Consider the following 23,812-nt stretch of genomic DNA (forward strand, 5'->3'; position numbering starts at 1 on the left):
ATTATCCTTATTTTTTCGAGTATTATGCTCGAGGATGATGTTTACTATGTAATTGTTTTAATCTTTCTGTTGCCACATGAGTATAAATCTGTGTAGTTGATAAGCTACTGTGTCCAAGCAACATTTGTACAACACGTAAATCCGCTCCATGATTAAGTAAATGGGTTGCGAAAGCATGTCGAAGCACATGGGGCGAAAGTGCCTCAATATTGATGCCAGTCAGTATGGCATAATATTTTATTCTATGCCAAAACGTCTGTCGTGTCATTTTTTTACCTAATCGGCTTGGGAAGAGAGCGTCAATAGCACCGTTTTTTAGAAGATCGTTTCGGGCATATTTAAAATAATATTCAAGCCAATAAATGGCTTCTTCACCCAGTGGTACTAGGCGTTCTTTGTTTCCTTTTCCTATAACTCTTACGACGCCTTGTCGTAAACTAATATCACTAATTTCTAAATTTACTAGCTCGGACACGCGCAAGCCTGTTGCATAAAGTACTTCTAACATGGCTTTATCTCTTAATTCGATAGGATCTTCGATACTGGGGGATTCAAGTAACGCACTCACTTGTGATTCGGTTAAATCTTTAGGCAATTTTTTGGGAAGTTTAGGGGATGATAGCACCGCAGAGGGCTCATCGGTACGATAATTTTCTTGATATAAATATTGGAAAAAACGTTTAGTTGCGCTAAGTAAGCGTGCCGAACTAGTTGCTTTATACCCATCTTTTACTCGTTGCATTAAAAATTCTTGCAAATTATGTGTTTGAGTAGTCAGAAAGGTGATATTTTGTTGTTGTAAAAATTGACTTAATGCCAACAAATCATGCCTATAAGACTCAATGGTATTTTCAGCTAAGTTTCTTTCTAGCCATAATGAATCTAGAAAACGTTCTATTAACCGTTTATTTTGGGTTGGCGTGTCTTGATTAGACATCAAAATCATCTCTACATTACATTTATTCGTTACATTATATACTATTTGTCAATAAGTTTCTTTTATAACAGCTGTAGCTTATTTTTTTATTTTCTTGATTAATTACTATATACTGCGGTTTTGGTTATTTTAATATTATTTATGTTAAAGCGAAGTGTTAATCTTTTTATTGCGCTGTTTGCTATCTTTATTATTGCCATGGAAACTTATATTTATTGTCATACTCGATTTCGTCCTTGGCAACCAAGTTCTTCAATAGGGCGATTAGTTTATTATTATAGTTTCTTTACTGTTTTATCGAATTTAATGTTGGCATTGAGTTGTTTTTGGCTAGCTGCCAATCCTAATTGTCAGCGGTATAGTTTTAAAGTTATTCGGTTGAATGGGTTAGTTGGTGTGATTATCACCACTATTATATATAACTTGGTGTTAAGAAGTATTCATAATCCACCTAATACACTGTTGAAAATAGCTAATGAAAGTTTACATGTTGTCATCCCTATTTTGGGAGTATTAAGTTGGTTTATTTGGGGGCCATTTCGACGAATTAATGTTAAGGTTATCGTTGGATCACTATTATCGATGATTGGATATGGCGTTTATATTTTTATTCGAGGTTATTGTACTAATCAATATCCTTATCCTTTTATTAATGTTGTGCAGGTTGGTTATTTTAAAGCGCTATTTGCTGTGAGTAAGATTTTTTTATTCTTTTTGGGATTAGCTTTTTTATGTTGGGCAATTGACTGCTTAAGGAGTCGAAAATGAAACTATATATTTATGAACATTGTCCTTTTTGTGTCAGGGCTAGAATGATTTTTGGTTTAAAAAATGTATCGGTTGAACAGCAGGTATTACTGAGCGATGATTTTGCATTACCAGAACGTATGATTGGTGAAAAAATGGCACCTATTTTACAAAAAGATGATGGCAGTTATATGCCAGAAAGCCTAGATATTGTTGATTATGTTGATACCAATTATGGCGGCAGTCCGATTTTAACTGGTTTGAGATCTTCAGATATTGCAAAGCGAATAAAACAGTTACAACAATACGATTATAAGCTAGTGTGTCCACGTTATATAAAACTGGGTTTAGCCGAATTTGCAACACAAAGTGCTATTGATTATTTTGTCACTAGTAAATCGAAGAAAATGGGTTCGTTTGATGAATGTTTGATGCAAACCGATTCGTTAGTTTCTGACGTTTCAGATGTATTAAATAAACTTGATTCATTGATTGTTTCGCCAAATGCGTGTAATGGTCAATTGTCTTTAGATGATATCTGTTTGTTTCCCATTTTACGAAATTTGACGTGTGTAAAAACTTTAACTTTTCCACCTAAAATTAAGGCTTATATTCAATCAATGGCAGACCGCACGAAGGTTGATCTGTTTTTTGATAGAGCCATTTAATAATCAGGAATGTCGATTTTACTATTTTTTTGATGTTAAGCCATAGTTATAAAACGTCACATCATAATAAAGAACGGGGGAAATAGAAATAACCCCCGTTTGTTTTTTTGATTTATTAATTACTTAATTTAATATCAATTACTTCAATATTATCTTTGCCACCATAGATATCATACCAAGGTGTAGCGTATTGTTTTAATATTTTGTTAAGCTGTTCAACGTTTTCACGACCAGTTTGATCTAACCAACGTTTTAAGCCCTCTTTACCACCATTTGCATAGGCTGCAACACCTTCAAACCATGTTGCACGACCGCCTAAAATACCGCTATATTTAGCACCATTTTCACCAGCAAAAATCAGTTCTTGGTGGAAGGTTTTTGTTGGTACGCCCGCACTTAAATAAATGAAAGGGCGCGTTGCGGCATCGCTGGCTTGTTTAAAGTAGTCTGCTGCTTGTTTTTGCGTGTAGACAACGACGTTGTTGTCGTTAAAGTCTTCTACATTTTTAAACAGCACAGGAACTTCGACTTTTAAAATATCAATGTAATATTGTTCTTTAGTAAATTCTTTAATGGTATTAATGACTTTTTGTGGTTTGATTTTTGCAAATTCAGGGCTTTTATCGTCAGTTATCACGTTATCATATACAATAGGTTCAACAAAAACAGGAATATCGGCAGCTCTTGCTTCATTGCCTAAACGTTCTAAAAAAGCGTGCTTTTTATCTAAAATATCTTGAGGATCATCAGGATTATAATAAACCAATACTTTTGCGGCATCCGCCCCTTTTTTTATTAAACGTTGTAATGAATCTTCGGGCAAAATATCGGGTAATCGCCCTGGCGTATTAGCGTCATATCCAGTTTTTTCGTATGACATGATTAATCCTGCATTACTATTTTTGGCAGCCATGCCTTTAAAGCCATATTCTTCATCTAACAAAATTGCACTGACATATTTAGTTAACTCTTGAGAAACGAGCTCTTTAAATTCATACACCATATCAATATGATAACGATCTTTACCAACGGCCGATTCCATCATCTTAACCATTGAACCTCGTTGATCGATCGCTAACGCAGCGATAACACCATCTTGGTTTGATAGTTGCTGCATACGTGTGAATTTGCCACGAGAAATACATTTTTTAGCCATTTTATAGCTCTCCCATTTATTATGAGATTTCATTGTAGTTTTTTTGTTTGGTTGTTTATTAATCATTTGTGCTAGTTTTAGCGCTATACTTAATTAAAGCGAACTCAATTATTATGTAATGCGATGATGATTGAGTTTACATCATCGTGCGAGCAAAGATTTCCTTTAAAAAAATAAGCGTTAGGGTATAGTAGTTCACAATGTTAAACTGTTTGTAAACAATAATTTACAAGGATCCACATGCAAGATGTAGTAACCCATACACCGACAAGAACTCTAAATGTTCAGGACTATAAAACATTGGCTCTTTCCGCATTAGGTGGAGCATTAGAATTTTATGATTTTATTATTTTTGTCTTTTTTTCAATAACCATAAGTCATCTGTTTTTTCCAAATGATATGCCGGCTTGGCTTAGTCAAGTTCAAACTTTTGGTATTTTTGCTGCTGGATATTTGATTCGCCCATTCGGTGGTATTGTAATGGCGCACTTTGGCGATCTGTTCGGTCGCAAAAAAATGTTTACGTTAAGTATATTACTTATGGCATTACCAACACTATTTATAGGTTGTTTACCTACTTACACGCATATTGGTATTTTTGCACCTCTATTATTGTTATTAATGCGATTGTGTCAGGGATTAGCGGTTGGTGGTGAAGTTCCAGGGGCTTGGACTTTTGTTGCTGAGCATGTGCCGAAAAATAAAATTGGATTGGCATGTGGCATTTTAACCAGTGGATTAAGTCTAGGTATTTTACTCGGTTCGTTAGTTTCAGCAGCTATGAATAAATTCTTATCAGCCGAACAACTCATTGATTGGGGATGGCGTATACCATTTATTATCGGTGGTGTTTTTGGATTGATTGCAATGTATTTACGTCGTTGGTTAAAAGAAACACCAATTTTTCTGGAAATGCAAAAGCGTAAACAACAAGAATTGGCTAAAAAAATACCAGTTATAACTGTGTTAACGCAGTATTTACCTCAGACTATTTTGTCAATGTTACTCACTTGGGTGCTATCTGCAGGTATTATGGTGATTATGCTAATGACACCAATTTTATTACAAAAGCAATTTGGCTACTCGCCGATCGATGCGTTGCAAGGAAATATATTGGCAATTATTGGGCTCATTATAAGTTGTACTTTTTATGGCATGATGATGGATAAATTTGCTATGGGAAAAGTGATATTTATAGGTTGTACTATTGCAACCATTGTTATCGCTATTTTTTATCTTTCATTAGATAATCCGCACCTTTTATTCGTGACTTATTCATTAACGGGTTTTGTCGTTGGTATTGTCGGTTCTTTTGCTTATTTTATGGTGACCGTGTTTCCTACTCAGATTCGTTACAGTGGGGTATCGTTTTCATTTAATATGGCTTACGCCATTACCGGCGGATTAACCCCTTTGTTGATCTCCTTTTTGAGTGATTTTGTGAGCAAAATGGCGCCTGCCATTTATGTTATTGGATTATTTGGATTTGGTGCATTGATTGGGTTATTTTTATTAATTAATAATAACAGTCAAAAGTATATCGCTAAAGATATTGCATAATAAATACTGACCGTAGAACTTTAATTATTATTTAGTTATATAGGAAAATATCAATGATATGATTGAGAAAATGTAGGCTGGTAAAATTCGAGGTCGTATGGTTGTTGATATGAAAGCGAAGAAAAATGAATAATTTTTCAAAAATATAACGAATAAAAAGTCAGTTCTTGCTGACTTTTTATTTATTTTATCATACTTATTTTTTAAGTTTTTAATTAGGTAAAGTGAATCTTTCTTGTATTTTATAAATAAATCCCTATTATGAATAAATTTTTTACGTTTATTTATATATTTCAGGGGATCTTTATGTCAGAACATAATTTAGAAAATAAATTAAGGAAAGATCTTGGTTTAGTTTCTGCATTATCACTGGTTGTGGGAATGGTTTTAGGGGCCGGTGCTTTTATGAAACCCCCTGCAGTACTAGAAGTCGCTGGTGATTATTATTATGCACTATTAGCTTGGTTAATTGGTGGTGTTATTTCTATTTGTGGCGGGTTAACGCTTTGCGAACTAGGTGTTATGTTTCCAAAAACTGGTGGAATGCTCGTTTATTTAGAAAAAATCTATGGTGCCAAAATTTCTCATCTTTATGGTTGGATGATGACAGTCATTTTTTCGCCTGCTTTAATTGGTGCACTAGTAGGCTATTTTAGTTCGGTGTTTTGTTCATTATTTGAAATTGAAAGTACATACAAAATGGCAGTAGGAGCTGGAGCATTAGGTTTTATTGCTTTTATTAATGCAATTGGTGTTAAACAAGCTGGCTATCTGCAAACTATTGCGACGGCTTGTAAATTGATCCCAATATTGTTACTAGCGATATTTGGATTATGTAAAGGTAATGGGCAAGTTGCATTATTTAGTGCTAGTGGTCAGGGTATTGAGACGTATGCCCCCTTTGCTGTTGCGATCTTAGCTACATTATTTGCTTATGATGGCTGGGCTCAAGTAGCATCGGTTGCGGGTGAAATTAATAATCCAGCTAAAGTATTGCCTAAAGCAATTATTTTGGGAATTATATTTTTAGTCATTGTCTATGCTTGTATCAATATTGCATTATTTAAAATCTTTCCAGTTCAAGAGATGGTCTCATTAGGACATAAGGCTTCTTCTGTTGCATCGCAACGTCTGTTTGGACATTTAGGTGGTAATTTGGTTGCAGTTGGTATCATGGTCTCAATTTTGGGAGGAATTAATGGCTATATAATGACATTATCACGTACTATTTTTAGTATGGCTGAGCGAGGCAATATCGTTGGTGCGCGCTATTTAAGCACAATAGATGAAGACAGCCGTTCACCGGTAAATGCAATTTTAGTGCTTGTCGTTTTTTCATTTTTATACTCGGTATTATTAGATGCCGATCGTTTGTCTGAAATTTCGATGTTTTCGATTTGGTTTTTTTATTTATTAACTTTTATTGGTGTTATTATAGCCAGAAAAAAATACCCTAATATACCAAGATCTTATAAAGTAATTGGCTATCCACTTATTCCTATTATTGCTATTGCGGGTTCTCTTTATGTCATTTATGGTATGCTGATTCATCAAACAGAAAATGGTATTGCATCAATCGTACTGACATTAATTGGTTTACCGATGTATTATTACTATCAAAGTAAGAACCAAAATAGAGATCTGTCAGTTGGTGAAGTGAAAAAGTATCGTATCAAAACACAATACACTACAGCGATATTAGCAATTGGTGTTGTTGCTTTGTTAATCATGTATGGCAGTATGGCTAGCTAATAGCACCTTGATTACTGATTAAATAGTTTGTTTGATAATATTTTAAAGTGGTAGCAAGAGAAACCAATAATTTTGGTTTCTTTTTATTGATTTTAATTGAATTTAATAAAGTTCGATAAAAGCTAAAATTTCATCACGATTTCGCTGGTGCTATCATTGTCTGCTAATAGAGTAATTAAATAGACAGGGTCATTCTCTTGAGAGTTAAATTTAACTCTTTGCTTGACTAATAACATGGATAAACCTAATTGATCTATACCTTGTTCTAGTCTAGCAATACCCTGTGCCAATACGTAATAAGGCCCTATTGATTCATGCAGCTCAAAAATAGCCTTAATATAACTTGGTGGAATGGTATTATTTTTTAATAATGGCGCAGAACAAAGTTGTATTGCCTTTTTTCGATCACTGACAGAATTGATAACATTGATTGTTGTTAAGTAGGTTAACATACTGAATAAACACTAGGTATTAAAAAATAATAGAAATGTGATAGCCCTAAATATGCTGGTGTGGGAACAATGACAGTATCAAAAGCTTTACGAATGCCAGGTTTCCGATAAGCTTAATCAAAATATCCAATTATCTGTGAGGGATTTGGTGATAATGAGTTTAGTCGAGTTAGCTTTCCCCCTTTGACAACAGTGGCATTGCAAGCCAAACAAATTGGGGAATACATTGCAACTTTATTATTAAATAAGCTAAAAACACAGCAGAACAGTATAAGTCAGGTTTATCGACATTATTTCCCGTGATTAAATCCCGTGACAGTTTATAGTTTTGATAAAGATTAGATAGAATAAAAACGATATTAGATTCTAGTTTTTAGTTGCATTATTAAAGCAACGTTATTTTGCTAAGTTAGGTTTGAAATATAAATCGGTTTTTATCATTTCGAAATAGGGATAATAAAAAGCCTACTCATATGAGCAGGCTTTTCTAATAAAATTGGTCGGCGAGAGAGGATTCGAACCTCCGACCCACTGGTCCCAAACCAGTTGCGCTACCAAGCTGCGCTACTCGCCGTTAGGAAGCGCATAATACTGCGCTAACTAAAAAGTGTCAATACTTACCGCAAAAAATTATGCCCATTACGTGTTTATTTTGATAAAGGTGCCGGTGTTTTACCTATGCGTTGATAAAATTCGACAACAAAATCTTCATAACGTTTGTTAGCAACAGCTTCACGAATTTCTGTCATTAAGCGTTGGTAATAACGTAAATTGTGGATGGTATTTAAACGCGCACCTAAAATCTCACCACACTTATCTAAATGATGAAGATAAGATTTAGTATAATTCTTACACGTATAACAGTCACAATGAGGATCAAGTGGTGTGGTGTCGTCTTTATATTTAGCATTCCGGATTTTTATCACACCATCGGTAACAAATAAGTGGCCATTACGCGCATTTCGGGTTGGCATTACACAGTCAAACATATCAATTCCGCGGCGTACTCCTTCAACTAAATCTTCAGGTTTACCTACTCCCATTAGGTAACGAGGTTTATCGGCAGGTAATTGTGGACAAGTACCTTCTAAAATTCGGTGCATATCCGCTTTAGGTTCTCCAACAGCCAATCCCCCAACTGCATAGCCATCAAAGCCAATTTCGGTTAATCCTTTAATTGAGATATCACGTAATTCCTGATGTATACCTCCTTGCACGATACCAAATAGCGCATTTTTGTTGCCTAATTCATTAAATCTCTGGCGACTTCGTTTGGCCCAGCGTAATGACATCTCCATTGATTTTTTGACGTAATCCCAATCTGCAGGAAAGGGCGCACATTCATCAAAAATCATGACAATATCTGAACCTAAATCGTATTGAATTTCCATTGAAATTTCGGGGGATAAGAAAATCGAATCTCCATTGATTGGATTACGGAAATAGACGCCTTCTTCTTTGATTTTGCGAATATCTCCTAAACTAAAAACTTGAAACCCACCAGAATCGGTTAAAATAGGGCCATGCCATTGCATAAAGTCATGTAAGTCGCCATGTTTGCGCATGATTTCTTGCCCAGGCCTTAACCATAAATGGAATGTATTACCAAGTAAGATTTGAGCCCCGGTTGCTGCAACCTCTTCAGGTGTCATACCTTTTACGGTTCCATAAGTACCAACAGGCATAAATGCTGGAGTTTCAACAGTATATTCGACTCCTCGGCGATCGAATTTCATACGACCTCGACGTGCTAACCCGTCGGTATTGTCTAATTCAAATTTCATTTTTTATTAACCTCTTGCGACCAAATAAACAGTTTGGCGCCAATCATTGTTATACTACGTAGTAGTATCATTCATTTGCGGGGCATAGTTTATCGTGCTAGGTCTCAATAGACAATATAGAAAGGAATTAAAACCCTTGAAACATATTATTTCATTTATAATGTCATGCTTTTTATTTAGTGTATTGGTTGGTTGTCAAAACCAAAATAATGACACTACATTTATTATTACATCTGAACAAATTAAACAGTTGTCTGAACAAGATCTTGTGGCTATTGGAGCACAATCGTGTACGCAATCAGATAAACGATCTGTTATTGCTAATGAAAATAGTTGGCTTTACAAAAGACTTGAAATGCTAACCCAAACATTACCTAAACAAGTTAATAATATTGAAGTAACTTACAAAGTTTATTTAAATACCGAACCTAATGCGTGGTCTACAGTTAATGGTTGTATTCGTATAAATAGTGGGCTAATGAAATTACTGAATGATAATGAGCTACAGGCTGTTTTAGCTCATGAGCAAGCTCATATTGCCCTTAAGCATGCTATAAAATCTTTTAGACTTGCCCCTTATGTTGAGCTAGTTAATAACGATATTGTTGTTCTTATTAAAGAAGATATTGCCCAACAATATGAGTTTGAAGCGGATCATTATGCTTTAGATTTATTAATACGCGAAAATATTAATCCTATAGGCCTTGTAACTATGTTAAAAAAGATGCCGATTCATTCAACCCAAAAAATAACATCACATCCGTCAAATACAAAACGTATTGATCGTATTTTAGGTAGATTAAGCAATAAATAAGTATTTATATGGATAGTTTTAAAATAGCCAATAAAGTTTTAGTTATTATGGCTTAGTCTAATTTTATTTGGCTATTTATTTAACATGCCTTTAAGATTGGTTATCCTCAGTGGTGATAAACATGGCATCACCGTAACTAAAAAATCGATAGTTTTCATTAACTGCATGTTGATAAGCATTCATGGTATTTTGGTAACCAGCAAATGCAGAAACAAGCATAATCAAGGTTGATTCAGGTAAATGGAAATTGGTAATAAGTGAATCAATAACCTTAAATTGATAGCCCGGATATATAAAAATTTGGGTATCAGCAAAAAAAGATGCTATTTTTCCTGTTTTTTGTGCAGCACTTTCTAAAGCTCGAACAGACGTTGTCCCTACAGCGATAACTTTATTGTTTCTTGCTTTACACGCTAACACTGCTTCCACAACAGATTCAGGTACTTCGGCATACTCAGAGTGCATAACATGTGTTTCAATATTTTCAACTCTAACCGGTTGGAACGTTCCTGCGCCGACGTGTAAAGTAACAAATGCCATTTCAACCCCTTTTTGTTTTAATTTTTCTAATAGAGGATTATCAAAATGAAGGCCAGCCGTCGGTGCAGCAACAGCACCAGGCACTTTGCTATAAACTGTTTGATAAATTTCACGGTCTTGGTCATCATCTGGACGATCGATATAAGGCGGTAATGGAATATGACCAATTTTATTTAAAATGCTAAGTATATCATCAGGAAACTGTAATTCAAATAAAGCATCGTGGCGTGCTAGCATGGTAACATAAATAGACGCATCTTCTCCTAATATCATTTCAGAGCCTACTTTGGGTGATTTTGATGCCTTAATATGCGCAAGAGCTCGGTTACTATCTAATATTTTTTCAATCAATATTTCAACTTTTCCTCCTGAAGCTTTTTTCCCATATAAGCGAGCAGGAATAACTTTCGTATTGTTAAAAATAAGTAAATCGCCAGGATTTATTTTATCTATAATATCAGTAAATACATTATCTTCAATTTTACCTGTGTGGCTATCAAGTGATAAAAGTCGACATGCACTTCTGGTTTTGGAAGGATGTTGGGCAATCAGCTCTTTGGGGAGATAAAAATCAAAATCGGATAGTTGCATAATTGTGTTCCTCAAAAAATGAGGCATTAGTCTAAAGCCCTCATAATACCTAAGCAAGTAATTATTTATTGATTATTATGATAGTTGCGTTAAAATTTCACCCGTCTAAAAAAAATAGGCAATTGAAATTTATATTGATATAAGGAAAAGAGTATGAAAAAACATCAAAAAACATTGTTGGTTGCACTACCTTTAGTTGCTGCAATGTCTCTAGTTGGTTGTAAAAACATGAGTGCAGATGACTTAACTAGTCTTGGAATGAAAGGTTTGAAAGCTGCAACTTTAAGTGATAATGATGTGAAAGCATTAAGTCAAAAATCATGCGCTGAAATGGATGCCCAATCAAAAATCGCTCCTGCAAAAAGTGCTTATACTAAACGATTAAATAAAATCGCTAAAGCCCTTGGTAATAACTTAGATGGAACTCCAATTAACTATAAAGTATACATTACAAAAGATGTTAATGCTTGGGCGATGGCTAATGGTTGTGTTCGTGTCTATAGTGGTTTAATGGACATGATGACTGACAATGAAATTGAAGGTGTTTTAGGCCACGAATTAGGTCACGTTGCTTTAGGTCATAGCAAGAAAGCTATGCAAGTTGCTTATGCAACCGAAATAGCACGTGATGCAGCGGCAGCATCAGGTAATGCAGCAGTAGCTTCATTATCTAAATCTAAATTAGGTGCTTTAGCATCAGCTGTGATTAATTCTCAGTTTTCACAAAAACAAGAACAAGATGCAGACAATTACTCTTTCGATTACTTAGTTAAGAAAAAAATTAATCCAGCAGGTCTTGCAACTGCATTTGATAAATTAGGTGGCGGTGATTCTTCAATTTTAAGTAGTCATCCATCTTCATCAGATCGCGCTAAAAACATTCGTAAAAAACTAGCTGAACTAAAAAAATAAAAAATAGTTATTCTTAGTCTAAAGCGCCATTCATGGCGCTTTTTTTTGCTATCTATCAAGTGTTGGCTCAGGGAGTGAAGAAAATAAAACCTGATAAAATAATGTCAAACTCTAAGATAGATAAAATTGATGAAATAAAAAAGCCGGTTTTTGGATTAGTCAATTTTTTATTCTAATTGCAACAGTTGCGGCGGGATACTTAGTAGCAAATCAAGGTTATAAACAAGCTGTTCAATTCGAAAACATGAGAAGTTATAAAGAAAACTTCTACCTTCAGAAATCTTTGCAATTTGAATTAACTGATAATATTGCTATTTTGGGATACGCAGTTAGCCTTTAAATTTTATACATTTGTTTGGGATAATATGAAGTTTTCGTCAACAACACTAGCAACTCAACGTTTTATTGTGAGGGTGCTTGTCTTCATGATGAAATAGTTAAAGGTAATATGGCTATTTTGATTGATCTATTAAATTTATTCCCAGTAAAAACTGGGAATAAATGAATTATCGATTTATTGTTTATAAGAAGATAAGAATTTAGCAAATCGCCCAATAGCATCTTCAAGTTCACCGGAATGAGGTAATGCAACAATTCTAACATGATCGGGTTTATGCCAATTAAATCCAGTCCCTTGTACAAGTAGCACTTTTTCTTGCAATAAGAAATCCAGAACTAATTTTTGATCGTTATGGATGTTAAATTTTTTCTGATCTAATTTTGGAAATAGATACAAAGCACCTTGTGGTTTGGTACATGAAACGCCGGGTATGTCATTAAGAAGTCTCCAGGCCAACATACACTGATCGTATAGTCGTCCTCCTGGTACAATAAATTCATTGATACTTTGATAACCACCTAGTGCACCTTGAATTGCATGTTGTAATGGTACATTGGCACATAAGCGCATTGAAGCCAACATATTTAAGCCTTCAATATAGCCTTTTACGTGGTGTTTAGGGCCACAAAGTGCCATCCAACCTTGCCTGAACCCAGCAACGCGATAAGTTTTTGATAGACCACTCATGGTAATAACAAATAAATCGGGCGCTAATGCGGCAATAGAATAATGCTCGGCATCATCATATAAAATCTTATCGTAAATTTCGTCAGCAAAAATAATTAAATTATGTTGTCTAGCGATTTCCGCAATTTCAAGTAACACATCTTTACTATAAACCGTACCAGTTGGGTTATTGGGATTGATAATCACTATTCCTTTCGTTTTTGGGGTGATTTTTTGTTTAATATCTTCTAAATCTGGTGACCAGTTTGCTTCTTCATCGCAAAGATAGTGCACAGCATTACCGCCAGACAAGCTAACTGCAGCTGTCCATAATGGATAATCAGGCATAGGAACGAGTATTTCATCACCACTATTAAGTAATGCCTGCATAGATTGCACTATTAGTTCTGATACACCGTTGCCAATGTAAATATCTTCAACATCTAAACTATTAATTCCTCGGGCTTGATAATGTTGCATGATTGCTTTACGAGCAGAATAAAGACCTTTGGAGTCACAATAACCCTGTGAAGAAGATAAATTTCTAATTACATCAACTAATAATTCATCAGGGGCAGCAAAACCGAAAGGAGCGGGATTTCCAATGTTGAGTTTAAGAATAGTTTGACCTTCTTCTTCGAGTCGCTTTGCATGTTCAAGAATTGGTCCACGAATGTCATAACAAACATGTTCCAATTTATTGGATTTTTGGAAATTCACCATAATATCGCCCTTTATATTTATTGTGATAGTTTTTTGTTTTAATAAAAAACAATCTACTCCTATTTCGATAATTTTTGAAGATGCTATTATAGTTAGCTCAATAAATACTATTTAATTGTCTAAAATTTGTGCGGGGAGTATTATGAAAACTATTTTAACAGTCATCGGCAAAGATCAAACGGGAATTATCGCTGGTATTAGCCAAAAATTGTATGAACTAGATATTAATATTTTAGATGTCAGCCAAACCATTATGGATGAATATTTTACGATGATTATGCTACTTGATTTATCTAAAATTAAAGTGTCATTTGATGAGGTAAAAACAACTCTTATCCAAACAGGCGATAAGCTTAAGGTCAAGGTCAACTTACAACGTGAAGAAATTTTTGATGCTATGCATCGTTTGTAATATTAATTCGTTGTTTATTTAAAAGGATAGTTCTAATGGAAACAAAACAGATCCTCGAAACCATTAAAATGATTGAGGAAGAAAAGCTTGATATCCGCACAATAACCATGGGTATTTCTCTCCTTGATTGTATAGATAGTAATGGTGAAAAAGCACGGCAAAAAATTTATGACAAAATCACACGATTAGCTAAAAACTTGGTCAAAGTTGGCAATGAGATTACCTCAGAATTTGGTATTCCAATTATTAATAAACGTATTTCTGTCACACCAATATCTTTGATTGCTGGTGCAAGCGATGATAAAGATTATGTCGCGTTTGCCAAAACACTGGATGAAGCGGCCAAAGCGGTAGATGTTAACTTTATTGGTGGTTTTTCGGCACTGGTGCAAAAAGGCTATCATAAAGGAGATGAGATTTTAATAAAATCCATTCCTCAAGCTTTAGCACAAACTGAACGAGTTTGCTCATCAGTTAATGTTGGTTCTACCCAAACGGGGATCAACATGGATGCTGTAAAGCAAATGGGACATATTATCAAAGAAGCGGCGAAATTAACGGCAGATAATAGCAGCATGGCATGCGCTAAGTTAGTTGTGTTTGCCAATGCGGTTGAAGATAACCCATTTATGGCTGGTGCCTTTCATGGTGTAGGTGAAGCTGATTGTGTGATTAATGTGGGTGTTAGTGGACCCGGTGTAGTTAAACGAGCGCTGGAAAAAGTTAAAGGTGAACCTTTTGATATTGTTGCTGAAACCATCAAAAAAACCGCATTTAAAATTACACGAATGGGACAATTGGTTGGTAAAGAAGCTTCTGAACGTTTAGGTGTTAAATTTGGAATTGTCGATTTATCGTTAGCGCCAACGCCAGCCATTGGTGACTCGGTTGCTCATATTTTAGAAGAAATGGGGTTAGAGGCAGTAGGCACGCATGGCACAACAGCGGCACTAGCTATGCTTAATGATGCAGTTAAAAAAGGTGGTGTGATGGCGTGTGGTCATGTTGGTGGTTTAAGCGGAGCATTTATTCCTGTTTCTGAAGATGCAGGTATGATTGATGCTGTTAATAACGGTGCATTAAATCTTGAAAAACTTGAAGCGATGACCTGTGTATGTTCAGTTGGACTCGATATGATTGCGATTCCTGGTGATACGCCGGCTGAAACTATTTCAGCAATTATTGCTGATGAGGCTGCAATAGGGGTGATTAACCATAAAACAACAGCGGTAAGAATTATTCCTGCGGAAGGTTTAAAAGTCGGCGATAATATCGAATTTGGTGGCTTATTAGGTCATGCACCAGTTATGCCGGTAAGCAAATTTGGTTCATGTGATTTCATCAACCGTGGGGGACGAATTCCTGCTCCAATTCATTCATTTAAAAATTAATATCTTAATTTTTAATGATCTAGTTATTTCCTTATTCTGTTTGCATTAAAGCAGGCGGAATACAGGGAAATCAACTTATTTATTTGGTAATGCTTAAAAGGCTATTTTGTTTCATTGGTTTTAGCTGTTTATTGGTGTGTGGGGTATTTTTTTATGCTCGTGAACTGCGTAAAGAAGTCATGCAGGATATAGCGGAAAAATAATGAATAAATGAGATCTAAAGTATTCGTTGAACATATTTTGCAATAAATCTGGTGGTAATATTAGTTGCCATCAGACAACGAACAATAAGGTAATTATTATATGGTTGTCGATAAGCGAATTCATGTTGTTTTAAAAGCATTAATTCATAATCCAAATATGAGTGGTGTAGAGCTTTAATCTGAATTTGGGTTAACTCGTAAACAGCTTAGTTATACTATTAAGAAAATTAATGACTTTCTTGAATCCTCTAATCTTGAATTAATTAAACGATTTAAAACTGGTAAATTTAGTGTTCCCAAATTAGTCATCGAAACCTTTAGGGATGAGCCTGTATCGCTTGCTATTGGACGTTATATTTATTCTGAAGATGAACGAGTTCATTTGCTACTCTTTTTTCTATTAATTAGAACGGAAAGGATGTCGTTAATACATCTTTCTTCGTTCCTTACCGTCAGTCAAAACACTGTTCTTAATGATATCAAAAAAGTACAAGCAATGATTGTTCAATATCATTTACAAATCAACTATGACCGCGAGAGAATGGTTATCGTATTATCGCCAATACTTTGTTCAAACATCGTATCGGTTAATAATGCATTACTTTTTTGTACATTCATGATTAATTTATTATAAGGATAGGGTTCATCTAAATCTTTTTGAGAATCGAAGATTTCTTCTGGCTCGTATTTTTTAGTTTTAACTACTTTGCCATTTTTATTTAAAATTTGATTTTCTATATGTTTGGGTTTTTCATAACGAATCACATGATTAGTTTTAATTCCTTGATTATCAAAATAATCATCAATTGCGTAGATACCATCTTGTCTAATATAGGATTCAATGACTGAATTTCCTGATTTTATATTTTTTCTAATTGCTTTGGTCATTAATCCCGTATCTTCATCAAAAAATACCTCAGAAGAATATATAATATTGTGATCATTATCATATAATTCTATTTTAAGGTTTTTTAAATTATGATTTTGCCAATAATCATAATGATAATGATTAATTGTTGATAAAGGTCTTTTTTGGATACTGACCACTATGCCATGTTTTTTTTCAACCCGTAAATAGCAAGGTAGCTCAAAAACCTCTTTGAATGAGGCTTGTTTATGTAATTGCTTATGTTCATCTAAGGTATAAAAATAAACTCCATCAGCTAGCGATTGAAAGGAATCTGTTGGATATAATATTTCGATAATATTACGCTTACGCTGCCATACATCGTTGTATTGATAGTTTTTATTTAATTTTACCTGAGCTATATTTTGAATAGCCATTTTATACATTTTGGGTTTTGTTTCTAAATTAACTAATGACGAGAATAGCTCTTTTTCAGGGACACTGTATTTATTATTAAGAAAGTTTAGAAAATCATGTTGAAAATAGACATTATCAGGTACAATGCCCTGAGCTTTTAATTTTTGTATCATTTGTTGTTGATTATTTATGTTTACCTCTGCTAAAACACAGTGAAAAGTTCTCACCCATAATAAAAAAGGGATTAAGCATATCTTTACCAAGTTTTTCATATCGTCTTCAACTCCTTTCAAATTAGATTTACTAGTTGTTGTATTCCGGCTTTGCATTTTCAGATATATCTAATAGTTTTTTCATTAGTATTTTTCTTATTATATTTTTTTCTGTTGTTTTTTTAGAAAGGTTATCTAAAGATTTTTTATAACGGATAAAATGCCTATCTTGCTCTAGCCCAATACAATCAGGATCAGCTAAATTACAGGTGGCTAATAATAAAAACAAAAAAGTATGGCAATTGGTTTCCTTATAACTGTCATTGGTCCAACTCCATTCTTCATGTGTCCCATCCTGTTGTATTGCATCAAATATCTGCTCTTCATTTCGCGTATCATTAGGCAACAAATAAGGCGATGTTGTAAATTTGATTTTCTCCAAATGGAAATGACCATTTTGATGCGGCTCAAAGGCTCGGCAAGAATGGTCATTATTATTTTTTTTGCGCCCTGCATTTCGATCTTTTGTTGGCGTTAATTCAGTTAATTCTTTGTTGTGATCTTTCTTTTGTCTTTTGGAGTGGTCACCATTTAAAGTACCATCGCTAGAAATGATGTTTTTGCCATTAAAAATATTTATAGGTTGGAAAGGAAAACCTACAGGATACCAACCATAACTTTCCCGAAAGCCATTGGCTTTACTTGAGATTTGTGATGGATTTTTATTGTTATCAACAAGATCTTTTTCTTTTAATCCCCTTTCACGTGAATTTTTCATTACTTCATCTATTTCAGATTCGTCTTCATGTAAAAATTTAATCCTAAAATGCCCAACTTCAAATATCAGCAAATTAATCGGTATTCTTCGAATTAAAATCTCTTCTAATGGTCTTACTCCCGCCTTGACTTTGGCAATGACTTTTGAGGATTGACGTGGATAGGTGACGGATTTTATGGTTATCCAAGTCATGAAATAATCCTTAATTTTTTTATCAATACGAGCTATATTTTCTATATAGTGACAATTGGTAATAGTAGTTTCCTTAGGTTCAATGTATTAAATTCTTTTTAGAAAAATGTCGTTGATTAACGCACCTTATTTAAGTTATCTAAATTATTTAGTTATTATTTTTTTTCATTAAACATGTTCAAATAGTATCATTTCAAAACCATCAGGGTTAAAAGGTAAATTATCATAGAGTTGAGGATTATTTTGGTCTTCAATTTCATGGGTGGTAAATAACACATTGCCTTTATTATCAAGATATTGGTTCAGGATATCTCCTTCATTTGATATTTCAATATGGTTAGTTTTAATGCCCTGCTCATTAAATCTTTCTAATATCGCAGCAATATTCTTCTTTTTACAATGTATAAATGTTCTGATGGTGGTTCCTTGTTCATTTTTGATAATTTGAGATAACGGTATATAACTACCTTTTTCATACTTGGTTTCTATCATTAATTTAGGTATCACTAGGCTTTCAAGTACGGTCAATTTACTGCTAATAGGGACATTTTTTTTATATTCAAATTCGGTGGATAACCACTGTATTCGTTTTTTTTGTAATATTGATATGATTTTGCCCATTTCTTTTTCAACACGGATATAAGTGGGTAAGCTAACTGCCTGCTCAATGCTATCTAATGGCGTTAATTGGTCTTTATCTGTCAACGTATAAAAATATACACCATTTTCTAATGATTTAAACTGCGCTAAAGGTAGTGAAATTGGCGATTGTTGCCATTTTGTTTTATTAATTTTTTTATACTGATAATTATCACCTATTTCTACTTGGATTAAATCGCTATATTTATCATGAGGAGATTGGTTTTCGGCCTCAATTAATGTTAATGGGGCTTGGTGGGGAAAGTTTTTGTATCGCTCTGCCATAAAACCGGGAAAAGGTAATTGATGGTAATAAACTTGCTTAGGTTTAATGCCTAAATATTCGACGCGTTGTTTAGCCTCACTATCGTATTTACTATTATCATCCAGACCCTGTTCAAACAACGAATCCGTAAATAACATATGGGCTTTTTTTACATCTATCATTAATTTATTGTAAGGATAGGGTTCGGGCAAATCTTTTTCAAAATCAAAGATGTCTTCAGGCTCCCTATTTTTTGTTTTTATAACTTGACCTGCTTTATTAAGTATTTGGTTTTCTGCATGTATTAGGGACTGGTTATGATGAATGACATGATTAGTTTTTATGCCTTGTTTGTTAAAGTAGTCCGCAATGCTATAAAGATTAATCTCTCTAATATAATTTTCAATTGAATAGCGCCCCGTTATCGGGTTTTTTCTCGTTGCTTGAGTCATTAGCCCCGTATTTTCATCAAAAAGGACTTCAGAGGTATAAATAATATTATGATTGTTATCATACATATCGAGGTTAAGCTGTTTTATGTTCTTATTGTCCCAATAATCATAACGATAATGCGTCATTGCAGCTAAAGGTCTTTTTTGAATACTGACCACAATACCATGCTTTTTTTCAACCCGCAGATAGCAAGGTAATTCAAACACTTCTTCAAATGAAGCGTGTTGTTGTAATTGTTTATGCTCATCTAAGGTATAAAAATAAACACCATCCTCTAGCGATTGAAAAGAATCGGTCGGATATAATATTTCAATAATATTGCGCTCCCGCTGCCATATATTACTATATTGATAATTCTGATTTAATTTGACCTGAGCAATATTTTGAGTTGCGATTTCATACATATCAGGATGGTTTTCTAGAGCAATTACCGATGTGGATAAATCTTCTTCAGGAAAGCTATATTTTTTATCAATAAAAATATCAAAATCACGTTGAAAATAGACTTTATTGGGTATAATGCCCTGTGTTTTTAGTTTTTTGACTAGTTGTGCTTGTTGGTCTTGCATCTTTACCTCGGCTAAAACAGATTGAAAAGTTGCTACCCATAATACAAAAGAAAATAAACATATTTTTATTAAATGTTTCATGTCATTATTAACTCCTTTAAATTTAGGTTTACTTATTACATTATTCAAGCTTCGCATTTTCAGATATATCTAATAGTTTTTTCATTAGTATTTTTCTTATTATATTTTTTTCTGTTGTTTTTTTAGAAAGGCTATCTAAAGATTTTTTATAACGGATAAAATGCCTATCTTGCTCTAACCCAATACAATCAGGATCAGCTAAATTACAGGTAGTTAATAATAAAAACAAAAAAGTACGGCAATTGTTTTTCTTATAACTGTCATTGGTCCAACTCCATTCTTCATGTGTCCCATTCTGTTGTATTGCATCAAATATCTGCTCTTCATTTCGCGTATCATTAGGCAACAAATAAGGCGATGTTGTAAATTTGATTTTCTCCAAATGGAAATGACCATTTTGATGTGGATCAAAGGCTCGGCAAGAATGGTCATTATTATTTTTTTTGCGCCCTGCATTTCGGTCTTTTGTTGGCGTTAATTCAGTTAATTCTTTGTTGTGATCTTTCTTTCGTCTTTTGGGATGGTTACCATTTAAAGTACTATCGCTAGAAATGATGTTTTTGCCATTAAAAATATTTATAGGTTGAAAAGGAAAATCTACAGGATACCAACCATAACTTTCCCGAAAGCCGTTGGCTTTACTTGAGCTTTGTAATGGATTTTCATCGTTATCAACAAGATCTTTTTCTTTTAATCCCCTTTCACGTGAATTTTTCATTACTTTATCTATTTCTGATTCGTCTTCATGTAAAAATTTAATCCCAAAATGCCCAACTTCAAATATCAGCAAATTAACTGGTATTCTTCGAATTAAAATCTTTTCTAATGGCCTCACTCCCGTCTTGACTTTGGCAATTACTTTTGAGGATTGACGTGGATAGGTGACGGATTTTACGGTTATCCAAGTCATGAAACAATCCTTAATTTTTTTATCAATACGAGCTATATTTTCTATATAGTGACAATTGGTAATAGCAGTTTCCTTAGGCTCAATGTATTAAATTCTTTTTAGAAAAATGCCGTTAGAACAAAATAGTACAAAGTCAAATGATATCCTTACTAAATATAAGGTCTTTGTCAAGCAACAGTTTGTTATCATTAACAATGACGTTGATTGACACACCTTATTTAAATTATTTAGAGGTCACTCTATAGCATAGAGATTTAACTCGAATTCCAGCGCTTGCTTTTTTATATTGATACAATGTTGTGCTTTATCATGGTTTTCTAGTTTACCTCCTTTGTTTTTATAATTGCGAATTGCTACTTCTGAGTTGCAATAGCTTAAGGGATAGCTACATCATTGTCCCTGTGATGAGCAATATCATGGATATTATTTGGTATCAAATCCATTCGTTTCTTTTACCTTAATTTCCTACAATTGATGCTATCAAATTAGTGTTGATTTAATTCTAGCAATAGCAAATTAACAATATTTCTAAAAGTTTGCTGATCACATCATGATGGAGGATGAAATGGGAAATGAATCTAACGACCAAATGTTTTTTCAAGATTTGATTCTTTTAGATAAAGACTTTCAAGATACAAATCAATTTTTCGATTTTACTTTTCCTATTTTAAAAAGTGGTGGTTATGTAAATCATTCCTTTTTAGATGCAATTAAACAAAGAGAGTCTTCATTTCCTACCGCATTACCAACTGAGCCTTATGTGGTTGCGATGCCGCATACTGATGTCGAACATGTTATTAGACCGTTTATCTTTTTTACTCGAGCCAAAGAAACCATTCCATGGCGTGAAATGGCAAATAATGACCATGTGTTAAAGGCTAACTTTGTGTTTTTGCTAGGGTTTAATCAAAAGGATGGGCATATTGATTTATTGCAAAAATTGATGTCCTGCTTTGTGAATTCGTGTTTTTTAGAAGAACTTTATCACGCAAAAACTGAACATGAAATTTTTACACTATTGACATCCAATATCAATTTATAAGGAGGCATTATGAAAAAAGTTATTGTTGCATGTGGCAGCGGAGTGGCCACATCACAAACCGTCGCCAGCAAGGTTACTCGTTTATTAAAAGAACGGAATCTTGATGAAATAAAAGTAGAAGTTGTTGATCTTAAATCTGTCGATACTCACATTAAAAATAGTGCTGCTTATATAGCGATAACTAAAATTGAAAAACAGTACCCTATTCCTGTCATCAATGGTATTGCGTTTTTAACAGGGATGAATATGGAAGCGGAGCTACAAAAAATTATTGATGCCTGTAAATAGGAGTACAAATATGGAATTTTTAGGAACAATTATAAATTATATTTTGAATTTAGGTGCGCCAGTTTTTGTACCATTCATTATGCTCATTGCGGGTTTAATTGTACGCATGAAATTTAGAGATGGTGCTTCGGCTGCCATTACGTTAGGTGTAGCATTTGTTGGTATGAGTATGTTGATTGGTTTTATGGTGGGTGCTATTGGCTTAGCAGCGCAAACTATGATGGAGCGAACAGGGATTGAATTGAGTATTATCGATGGCGGTTGGACAACTATGGCGAACGTATCTTGGGCTTGGCCATATGCTTTTCTTATGTTTCCTTTGCAAGTAGGTGTCAATATTTTAATGTTGGTACTAAAAAAGACTGATACCTTTAACGCAGACTTATGGAATGTGTGGGGGAAAATTTTTACCGCATTTATTGTTGTTGCCGTCGCTACACCAATTTTAGGTGCTGTTGTGGCTTTGCCTCTTGCCTTTATTATTGCTACTTTGCAGATCATATTAGAGCTTAATTCGGGGGATATTAACCAACATCGAATTGAAAAACTAACGGGTATTCCGGGGGTAACTTGTACTCATAGAATGTTATTTTTCAGTGCGATTTATTATCCTTTTGATCTACTCCTTCGCAAAATACCTATTTTAAATAAACCAATGGACGCAGCAACATTACGTTCTAAAATTGGTGTATTTGCTGAAAATCATGTGATTGGTTTTTTGTTAGGTGTGATTTTCGGGATTATTGCTGGTTATGATGTTGCAGCTATCTTAATGCTAGGTGTGCAAGCCGCTACAGCGCTTATGCTATTTCCAATGATTTCTAAGTTATTTATGCAGGCATTATCGCCAATTTCTGAAGCAATTAGTGAATATATGAATAAACGCTTTGCTGGACGTAAATTATTTGTTGGCTTGGATTGGCCATTTATGGGTGGTTCAAGTGAAATTTGGTTTACAGTTATCGCAGCTATTCCTTTTACCTTAATTTGGGCTGTTATTTTACCTGGTAACAAGCTTCTCCCTTTTGCTGGCATTATCAATTTGGCACTTATTGTTCCTGCATATATTTTAACTAAAGGAAACACATTAAGAATGGTGATTTTAGCCATCATTGGTGTGCCATTCTTCTTATTTGTTGGAACTCAATTTGCACCGATTATTACCGATTTAGGATTAACAACTAAGGCTATTGATATCCCAGCTAATCAGCTAATTTCAAATAGTTCAATTGATGCGCCTATTTTTACTTATGCATTTTCATTTATTTGGCAATGCTTAAAAGGCTATTTTGTTCCATTATTTTTTGCTGTTTATTGGTGTGTGGGGTATTTCTTTTATGCTCGTGAACTGCGTAAAGAAGCCATGCAGGACATAGCGGAAAAATAATGAATAAATGAGATCTAAAGCATTCGTTGAACATATTTTGCAATAAATCTGGTGGTAATATTAGTTGCCATCAGACAACGAACA

The 23,812-nt window shown here is 34.0% G+C and carries 23 protein-coding genes and 1 tRNA gene; 13 read left to right on the forward strand and 11 right to left on the reverse strand.

From position 1 onward, the window contains the following. Positions 1 to 22: 22 nt before the first annotated feature. Positions 23 to 937, reverse strand: a complete 915-nt coding sequence (gene xerD / locus ACYH9I_RS07950) for a site-specific tyrosine recombinase XerD (RefSeq protein WP_483560185.1) — start codon at positions 935 to 937, stop codon at positions 23 to 25. A gap of 141 nt (positions 938 to 1,078) precedes the next feature. Here xerD and ACYH9I_RS07955 point away from each other — a divergent pair, with 141 nt between their 5' ends. Further along, positions 1,079 to 1,705 (forward strand): Pr6Pr family membrane protein, encoded by a 627-nt coding sequence (locus tag ACYH9I_RS07955; RefSeq protein WP_483560187.1) that lies wholly within the window; start codon positions 1,079 to 1,081, stop codon positions 1,703 to 1,705. Then, positions 1,702 to 2,352 (forward strand): glutaredoxin 2, encoded by a 651-nt coding sequence (gene grxB, locus ACYH9I_RS07960; protein WP_483560188.1) that lies wholly within the window; start codon positions 1,702 to 1,704, stop codon positions 2,350 to 2,352. The genes ACYH9I_RS07955 and grxB overlap by 4 nt, the downstream gene beginning before the upstream one ends. A gap of 115 nt (positions 2,353 to 2,467) precedes the next feature. Here the strand turns inward: grxB and ACYH9I_RS07965 are convergent, their stop codons facing one another. Beyond that, a complete protein-coding gene (locus ACYH9I_RS07965; protein ID WP_483560190.1) occupies positions 2,468 to 3,508 on the reverse strand; it encodes a tagatose 1,6-diphosphate aldolase in 1,041 nt (346 codons plus the stop codon). A gap of 240 nt (positions 3,509 to 3,748) precedes the next feature. Between ACYH9I_RS07965 and ACYH9I_RS07970 the strand changes: the two genes are divergently transcribed. Beyond that, complete coding sequence (locus ACYH9I_RS07970; protein WP_483560191.1) at positions 3,749 to 5,068, forward strand: MFS transporter; 1,320 nt, start codon at positions 3,749 to 3,751, stop codon at positions 5,066 to 5,068. Between the two features lie 306 nt (positions 5,069 to 5,374). Further along, the gene (locus ACYH9I_RS07975; RefSeq protein WP_483560193.1) at positions 5,375 to 6,820 is read left to right on the forward strand and encodes an APC family permease; all 1,446 of its coding nucleotides are present in this window, start codon (positions 5,375 to 5,377) and stop codon (positions 6,818 to 6,820) included. Between the two features lie 122 nt (positions 6,821 to 6,942). On the opposite strand, the gene ACYH9I_RS07980 is transcribed toward ACYH9I_RS07975, so the two are convergent. Beyond that, the gene (locus ACYH9I_RS07980; protein WP_483560195.1) at positions 6,943 to 7,272 is read right to left on the reverse strand and encodes a PTS sugar transporter subunit IIA; all 330 of its coding nucleotides are present in this window, start codon (positions 7,270 to 7,272) and stop codon (positions 6,943 to 6,945) included. A 132-nt stretch (positions 7,273 to 7,404) separates the two neighbouring features. On the opposite strand from ACYH9I_RS07980, the gene ACYH9I_RS07985 reads away from it, so the two are divergent. Continuing rightward, the gene (locus ACYH9I_RS07985) at positions 7,405 to 7,575 is read left to right on the forward strand and encodes a substrate-binding domain-containing protein (protein WP_483560230.1); all 171 of its coding nucleotides are present in this window, start codon (positions 7,405 to 7,407) and stop codon (positions 7,573 to 7,575) included. 194 nt (positions 7,576 to 7,769) lie between these two features. Here the strand turns inward: ACYH9I_RS07985 and ACYH9I_RS07990 are convergent. Both ACYH9I_RS07990 and tgt read right to left on the reverse strand, forming a co-directional pair. After that, a tRNA-Pro gene (locus ACYH9I_RS07990) sits at positions 7,770 to 7,846 on the reverse strand. Between the two features lie 73 nt (positions 7,847 to 7,919). Then, positions 7,920 to 9,056 (reverse strand): tRNA guanosine(34) transglycosylase Tgt, encoded by a 1,137-nt coding sequence (gene tgt, locus ACYH9I_RS07995; RefSeq protein WP_483560197.1) that lies wholly within the window; start codon positions 9,054 to 9,056, stop codon positions 7,920 to 7,922. Positions 9,057 to 9,192: 136 nt separating this feature from the next. Here tgt and ACYH9I_RS08000 point away from each other — a divergent pair, with 136 nt between their 5' ends. Further along, positions 9,193 to 9,870: a M48 family metalloprotease gene (locus tag ACYH9I_RS08000; RefSeq protein WP_483560199.1), complete on the forward strand. Its 678-nt coding sequence runs from the start codon at positions 9,193 to 9,195 to the stop codon at positions 9,868 to 9,870. A 90-nt stretch (positions 9,871 to 9,960) separates the two neighbouring features. Here ACYH9I_RS08000 and queA read toward each other — a convergent pair whose 3' ends face one another. Next, a complete protein-coding gene (gene queA, locus ACYH9I_RS08005; protein WP_483560201.1) occupies positions 9,961 to 11,001 on the reverse strand; it encodes a tRNA preQ1(34) S-adenosylmethionine ribosyltransferase-isomerase QueA in 1,041 nt (346 codons plus the stop codon). 153 nt (positions 11,002 to 11,154) lie between these two features. Here queA and loiP point away from each other — a divergent pair, with 153 nt between their 5' ends. After that, entirely contained in the window at positions 11,155 to 11,913 is a 759-nt protein-coding gene (gene loiP, locus ACYH9I_RS08010) for a metalloprotease LoiP (protein WP_483560203.1), read from the forward strand. 514 nt (positions 11,914 to 12,427) lie between these two features. On the opposite strand, the gene ACYH9I_RS08015 is transcribed toward loiP, so the two are convergent. Continuing rightward, positions 12,428 to 13,642: a pyridoxal phosphate-dependent aminotransferase gene (locus tag ACYH9I_RS08015; RefSeq protein ID WP_483560204.1), complete on the reverse strand. Its 1,215-nt coding sequence runs from the start codon at positions 13,640 to 13,642 to the stop codon at positions 12,428 to 12,430. 142 nt (positions 13,643 to 13,784) lie between these two features. Between ACYH9I_RS08015 and ACYH9I_RS08020 the strand changes: the two genes are divergently transcribed. From ACYH9I_RS08020 to ACYH9I_RS08030, 3 genes are all read left to right on the forward strand, one after another. Next, entirely contained in the window at positions 13,785 to 14,054 is a 270-nt protein-coding gene (locus ACYH9I_RS08020; protein WP_091350381.1) for an ACT domain-containing protein, read from the forward strand. Positions 14,055 to 14,089: 35 nt separating this feature from the next. Next, a complete protein-coding gene (locus ACYH9I_RS08025; protein WP_483560205.1) occupies positions 14,090 to 15,445 on the forward strand; it encodes a DUF711 family protein in 1,356 nt (451 codons plus the stop codon). 585 nt (positions 15,446 to 16,030) lie between these two features. Then, complete coding sequence (locus ACYH9I_RS08030; RefSeq protein WP_483560206.1) at positions 16,031 to 16,282, forward strand: hypothetical protein; 252 nt, start codon at positions 16,031 to 16,033, stop codon at positions 16,280 to 16,282. On the opposite strand, the gene ACYH9I_RS08035 is transcribed toward ACYH9I_RS08030, so the two are convergent. From ACYH9I_RS08035 to ACYH9I_RS08050, 4 genes are all read right to left on the reverse strand, one after another. Then, entirely contained in the window at positions 16,174 to 17,184 is a 1,011-nt protein-coding gene (locus tag ACYH9I_RS08035) for a hypothetical protein (RefSeq protein ID WP_483560207.1), read from the reverse strand. The genes ACYH9I_RS08030 and ACYH9I_RS08035 overlap by 109 nt on opposite strands. 31 nt (positions 17,185 to 17,215) lie before the next feature. Further along, positions 17,216 to 18,094: a hypothetical protein gene (locus ACYH9I_RS08040; RefSeq protein WP_483560208.1), complete on the reverse strand. Its 879-nt coding sequence runs from the start codon at positions 18,092 to 18,094 to the stop codon at positions 17,216 to 17,218. A 168-nt stretch (positions 18,095 to 18,262) separates the two neighbouring features. Further along, entirely contained in the window at positions 18,263 to 20,101 is a 1,839-nt protein-coding gene (locus ACYH9I_RS08045) for a hypothetical protein (protein ID WP_483560209.1), read from the reverse strand. A 40-nt stretch (positions 20,102 to 20,141) separates the two neighbouring features. Next, positions 20,142 to 21,011 carry a hypothetical protein gene (locus tag ACYH9I_RS08050; protein ID WP_483560211.1) on the reverse strand — a complete coding sequence of 290 codons (870 nt, stop codon included), beginning with the start codon at positions 21,009 to 21,011 and terminating at the stop codon, positions 20,142 to 20,144. A gap of 565 nt (positions 21,012 to 21,576) precedes the next feature. Between ACYH9I_RS08050 and ACYH9I_RS08055 the strand changes: the two genes are divergently transcribed. From ACYH9I_RS08055 to ACYH9I_RS08065, 3 genes are read left to right on the forward strand one after another with little or no spacing between them, the layout of a single operon-like run. Continuing rightward, entirely contained in the window at positions 21,577 to 22,053 is a 477-nt protein-coding gene (locus ACYH9I_RS08055; protein ID WP_483560212.1) for a PTS sugar transporter subunit IIA, read from the forward strand. Positions 22,054 to 22,062: 9 nt separating this feature from the next. Continuing rightward, positions 22,063 to 22,341, forward strand: coding sequence for a PTS sugar transporter subunit IIB (locus tag ACYH9I_RS08060; protein ID WP_091350389.1), 279 nt, complete (start codon positions 22,063 to 22,065; stop codon positions 22,339 to 22,341). A 10-nt stretch (positions 22,342 to 22,351) separates the two neighbouring features. After that, positions 22,352 to 23,728, forward strand: coding sequence for a PTS galactitol transporter subunit IIC (locus ACYH9I_RS08065; protein ID WP_483560214.1), 1,377 nt, complete (start codon positions 22,352 to 22,354; stop codon positions 23,726 to 23,728). Positions 23,729 to 23,812: the final 84 nt, after the last annotated feature.

The sequence above is a fragment of the Gilliamella sp. X-23 genome (assembly GCF_057063545.1).

Coding starts and splice junctions, on each gene's coding strand:
- xerD (WP_483560185.1), bottom strand. CDS start 937: ATGTCTAATCAAGACACGCCAACCCAAAATAAACGGTTAATAGAACGT.
- ACYH9I_RS07955 (WP_483560187.1), top strand. CDS start 1,079: ATGTTAAAGCGAAGTGTTAATCTTTTTATTGCGCTGTTTGCTATCTTT.
- grxB (WP_483560188.1), top strand. CDS start 1,702: ATGAAACTATATATTTATGAACATTGTCCTTTTTGTGTCAGGGCTAGA.
- ACYH9I_RS07965 (WP_483560190.1), bottom strand. CDS start 3,508: ATGGCTAAAAAATGTATTTCTCGTGGCAAATTCACACGTATGCAGCAA.
- ACYH9I_RS07970 (WP_483560191.1), top strand. CDS start 3,749: ATGCAAGATGTAGTAACCCATACACCGACAAGAACTCTAAATGTTCAG.
- ACYH9I_RS07975 (WP_483560193.1), top strand. CDS start 5,375: ATGTCAGAACATAATTTAGAAAATAAATTAAGGAAAGATCTTGGTTTA.
- ACYH9I_RS07980 (WP_483560195.1), bottom strand. CDS start 7,272: ATGTTAACCTACTTAACAACAATCAATGTTATCAATTCTGTCAGTGAT.
- tgt (WP_483560197.1), bottom strand. CDS start 9,056: ATGAAATTTGAATTAGACAATACCGACGGGTTAGCACGTCGAGGTCGT.
- queA (WP_483560201.1), bottom strand. CDS start 11,001: ATGCAACTATCCGATTTTGATTTTTATCTCCCCAAAGAGCTGATTGCC.
- loiP (WP_483560203.1), top strand. CDS start 11,155: ATGAAAAAACATCAAAAAACATTGTTGGTTGCACTACCTTTAGTTGCT.
- ACYH9I_RS08015 (WP_483560204.1), bottom strand. CDS start 13,642: ATGGTGAATTTCCAAAAATCCAATAAATTGGAACATGTTTGTTATGAC.
- ACYH9I_RS08020 (WP_091350381.1), top strand. CDS start 13,785: ATGAAAACTATTTTAACAGTCATCGGCAAAGATCAAACGGGAATTATC.
- ACYH9I_RS08025 (WP_483560205.1), top strand. CDS start 14,090: ATGGAAACAAAACAGATCCTCGAAACCATTAAAATGATTGAGGAAGAA.
- ACYH9I_RS08035 (WP_483560207.1), bottom strand. CDS start 17,184: ATGAAAAACTTGGTAAAGATATGCTTAATCCCTTTTTTATTATGGGTG.
- ACYH9I_RS08040 (WP_483560208.1), bottom strand. CDS start 18,094: ATGACTTGGATAACCATAAAATCCGTCACCTATCCACGTCAATCCTCA.
- ACYH9I_RS08045 (WP_483560209.1), bottom strand. CDS start 20,101: ATGAAACATTTAATAAAAATATGTTTATTTTCTTTTGTATTATGGGTA.
- ACYH9I_RS08050 (WP_483560211.1), bottom strand. CDS start 21,011: ATGACTTGGATAACCGTAAAATCCGTCACCTATCCACGTCAATCCTCA.
- ACYH9I_RS08055 (WP_483560212.1), top strand. CDS start 21,577: ATGGGAAATGAATCTAACGACCAAATGTTTTTTCAAGATTTGATTCTT.
- ACYH9I_RS08060 (WP_091350389.1), top strand. CDS start 22,063: ATGAAAAAAGTTATTGTTGCATGTGGCAGCGGAGTGGCCACATCACAA.
- ACYH9I_RS08065 (WP_483560214.1), top strand. CDS start 22,352: ATGGAATTTTTAGGAACAATTATAAATTATATTTTGAATTTAGGTGCG.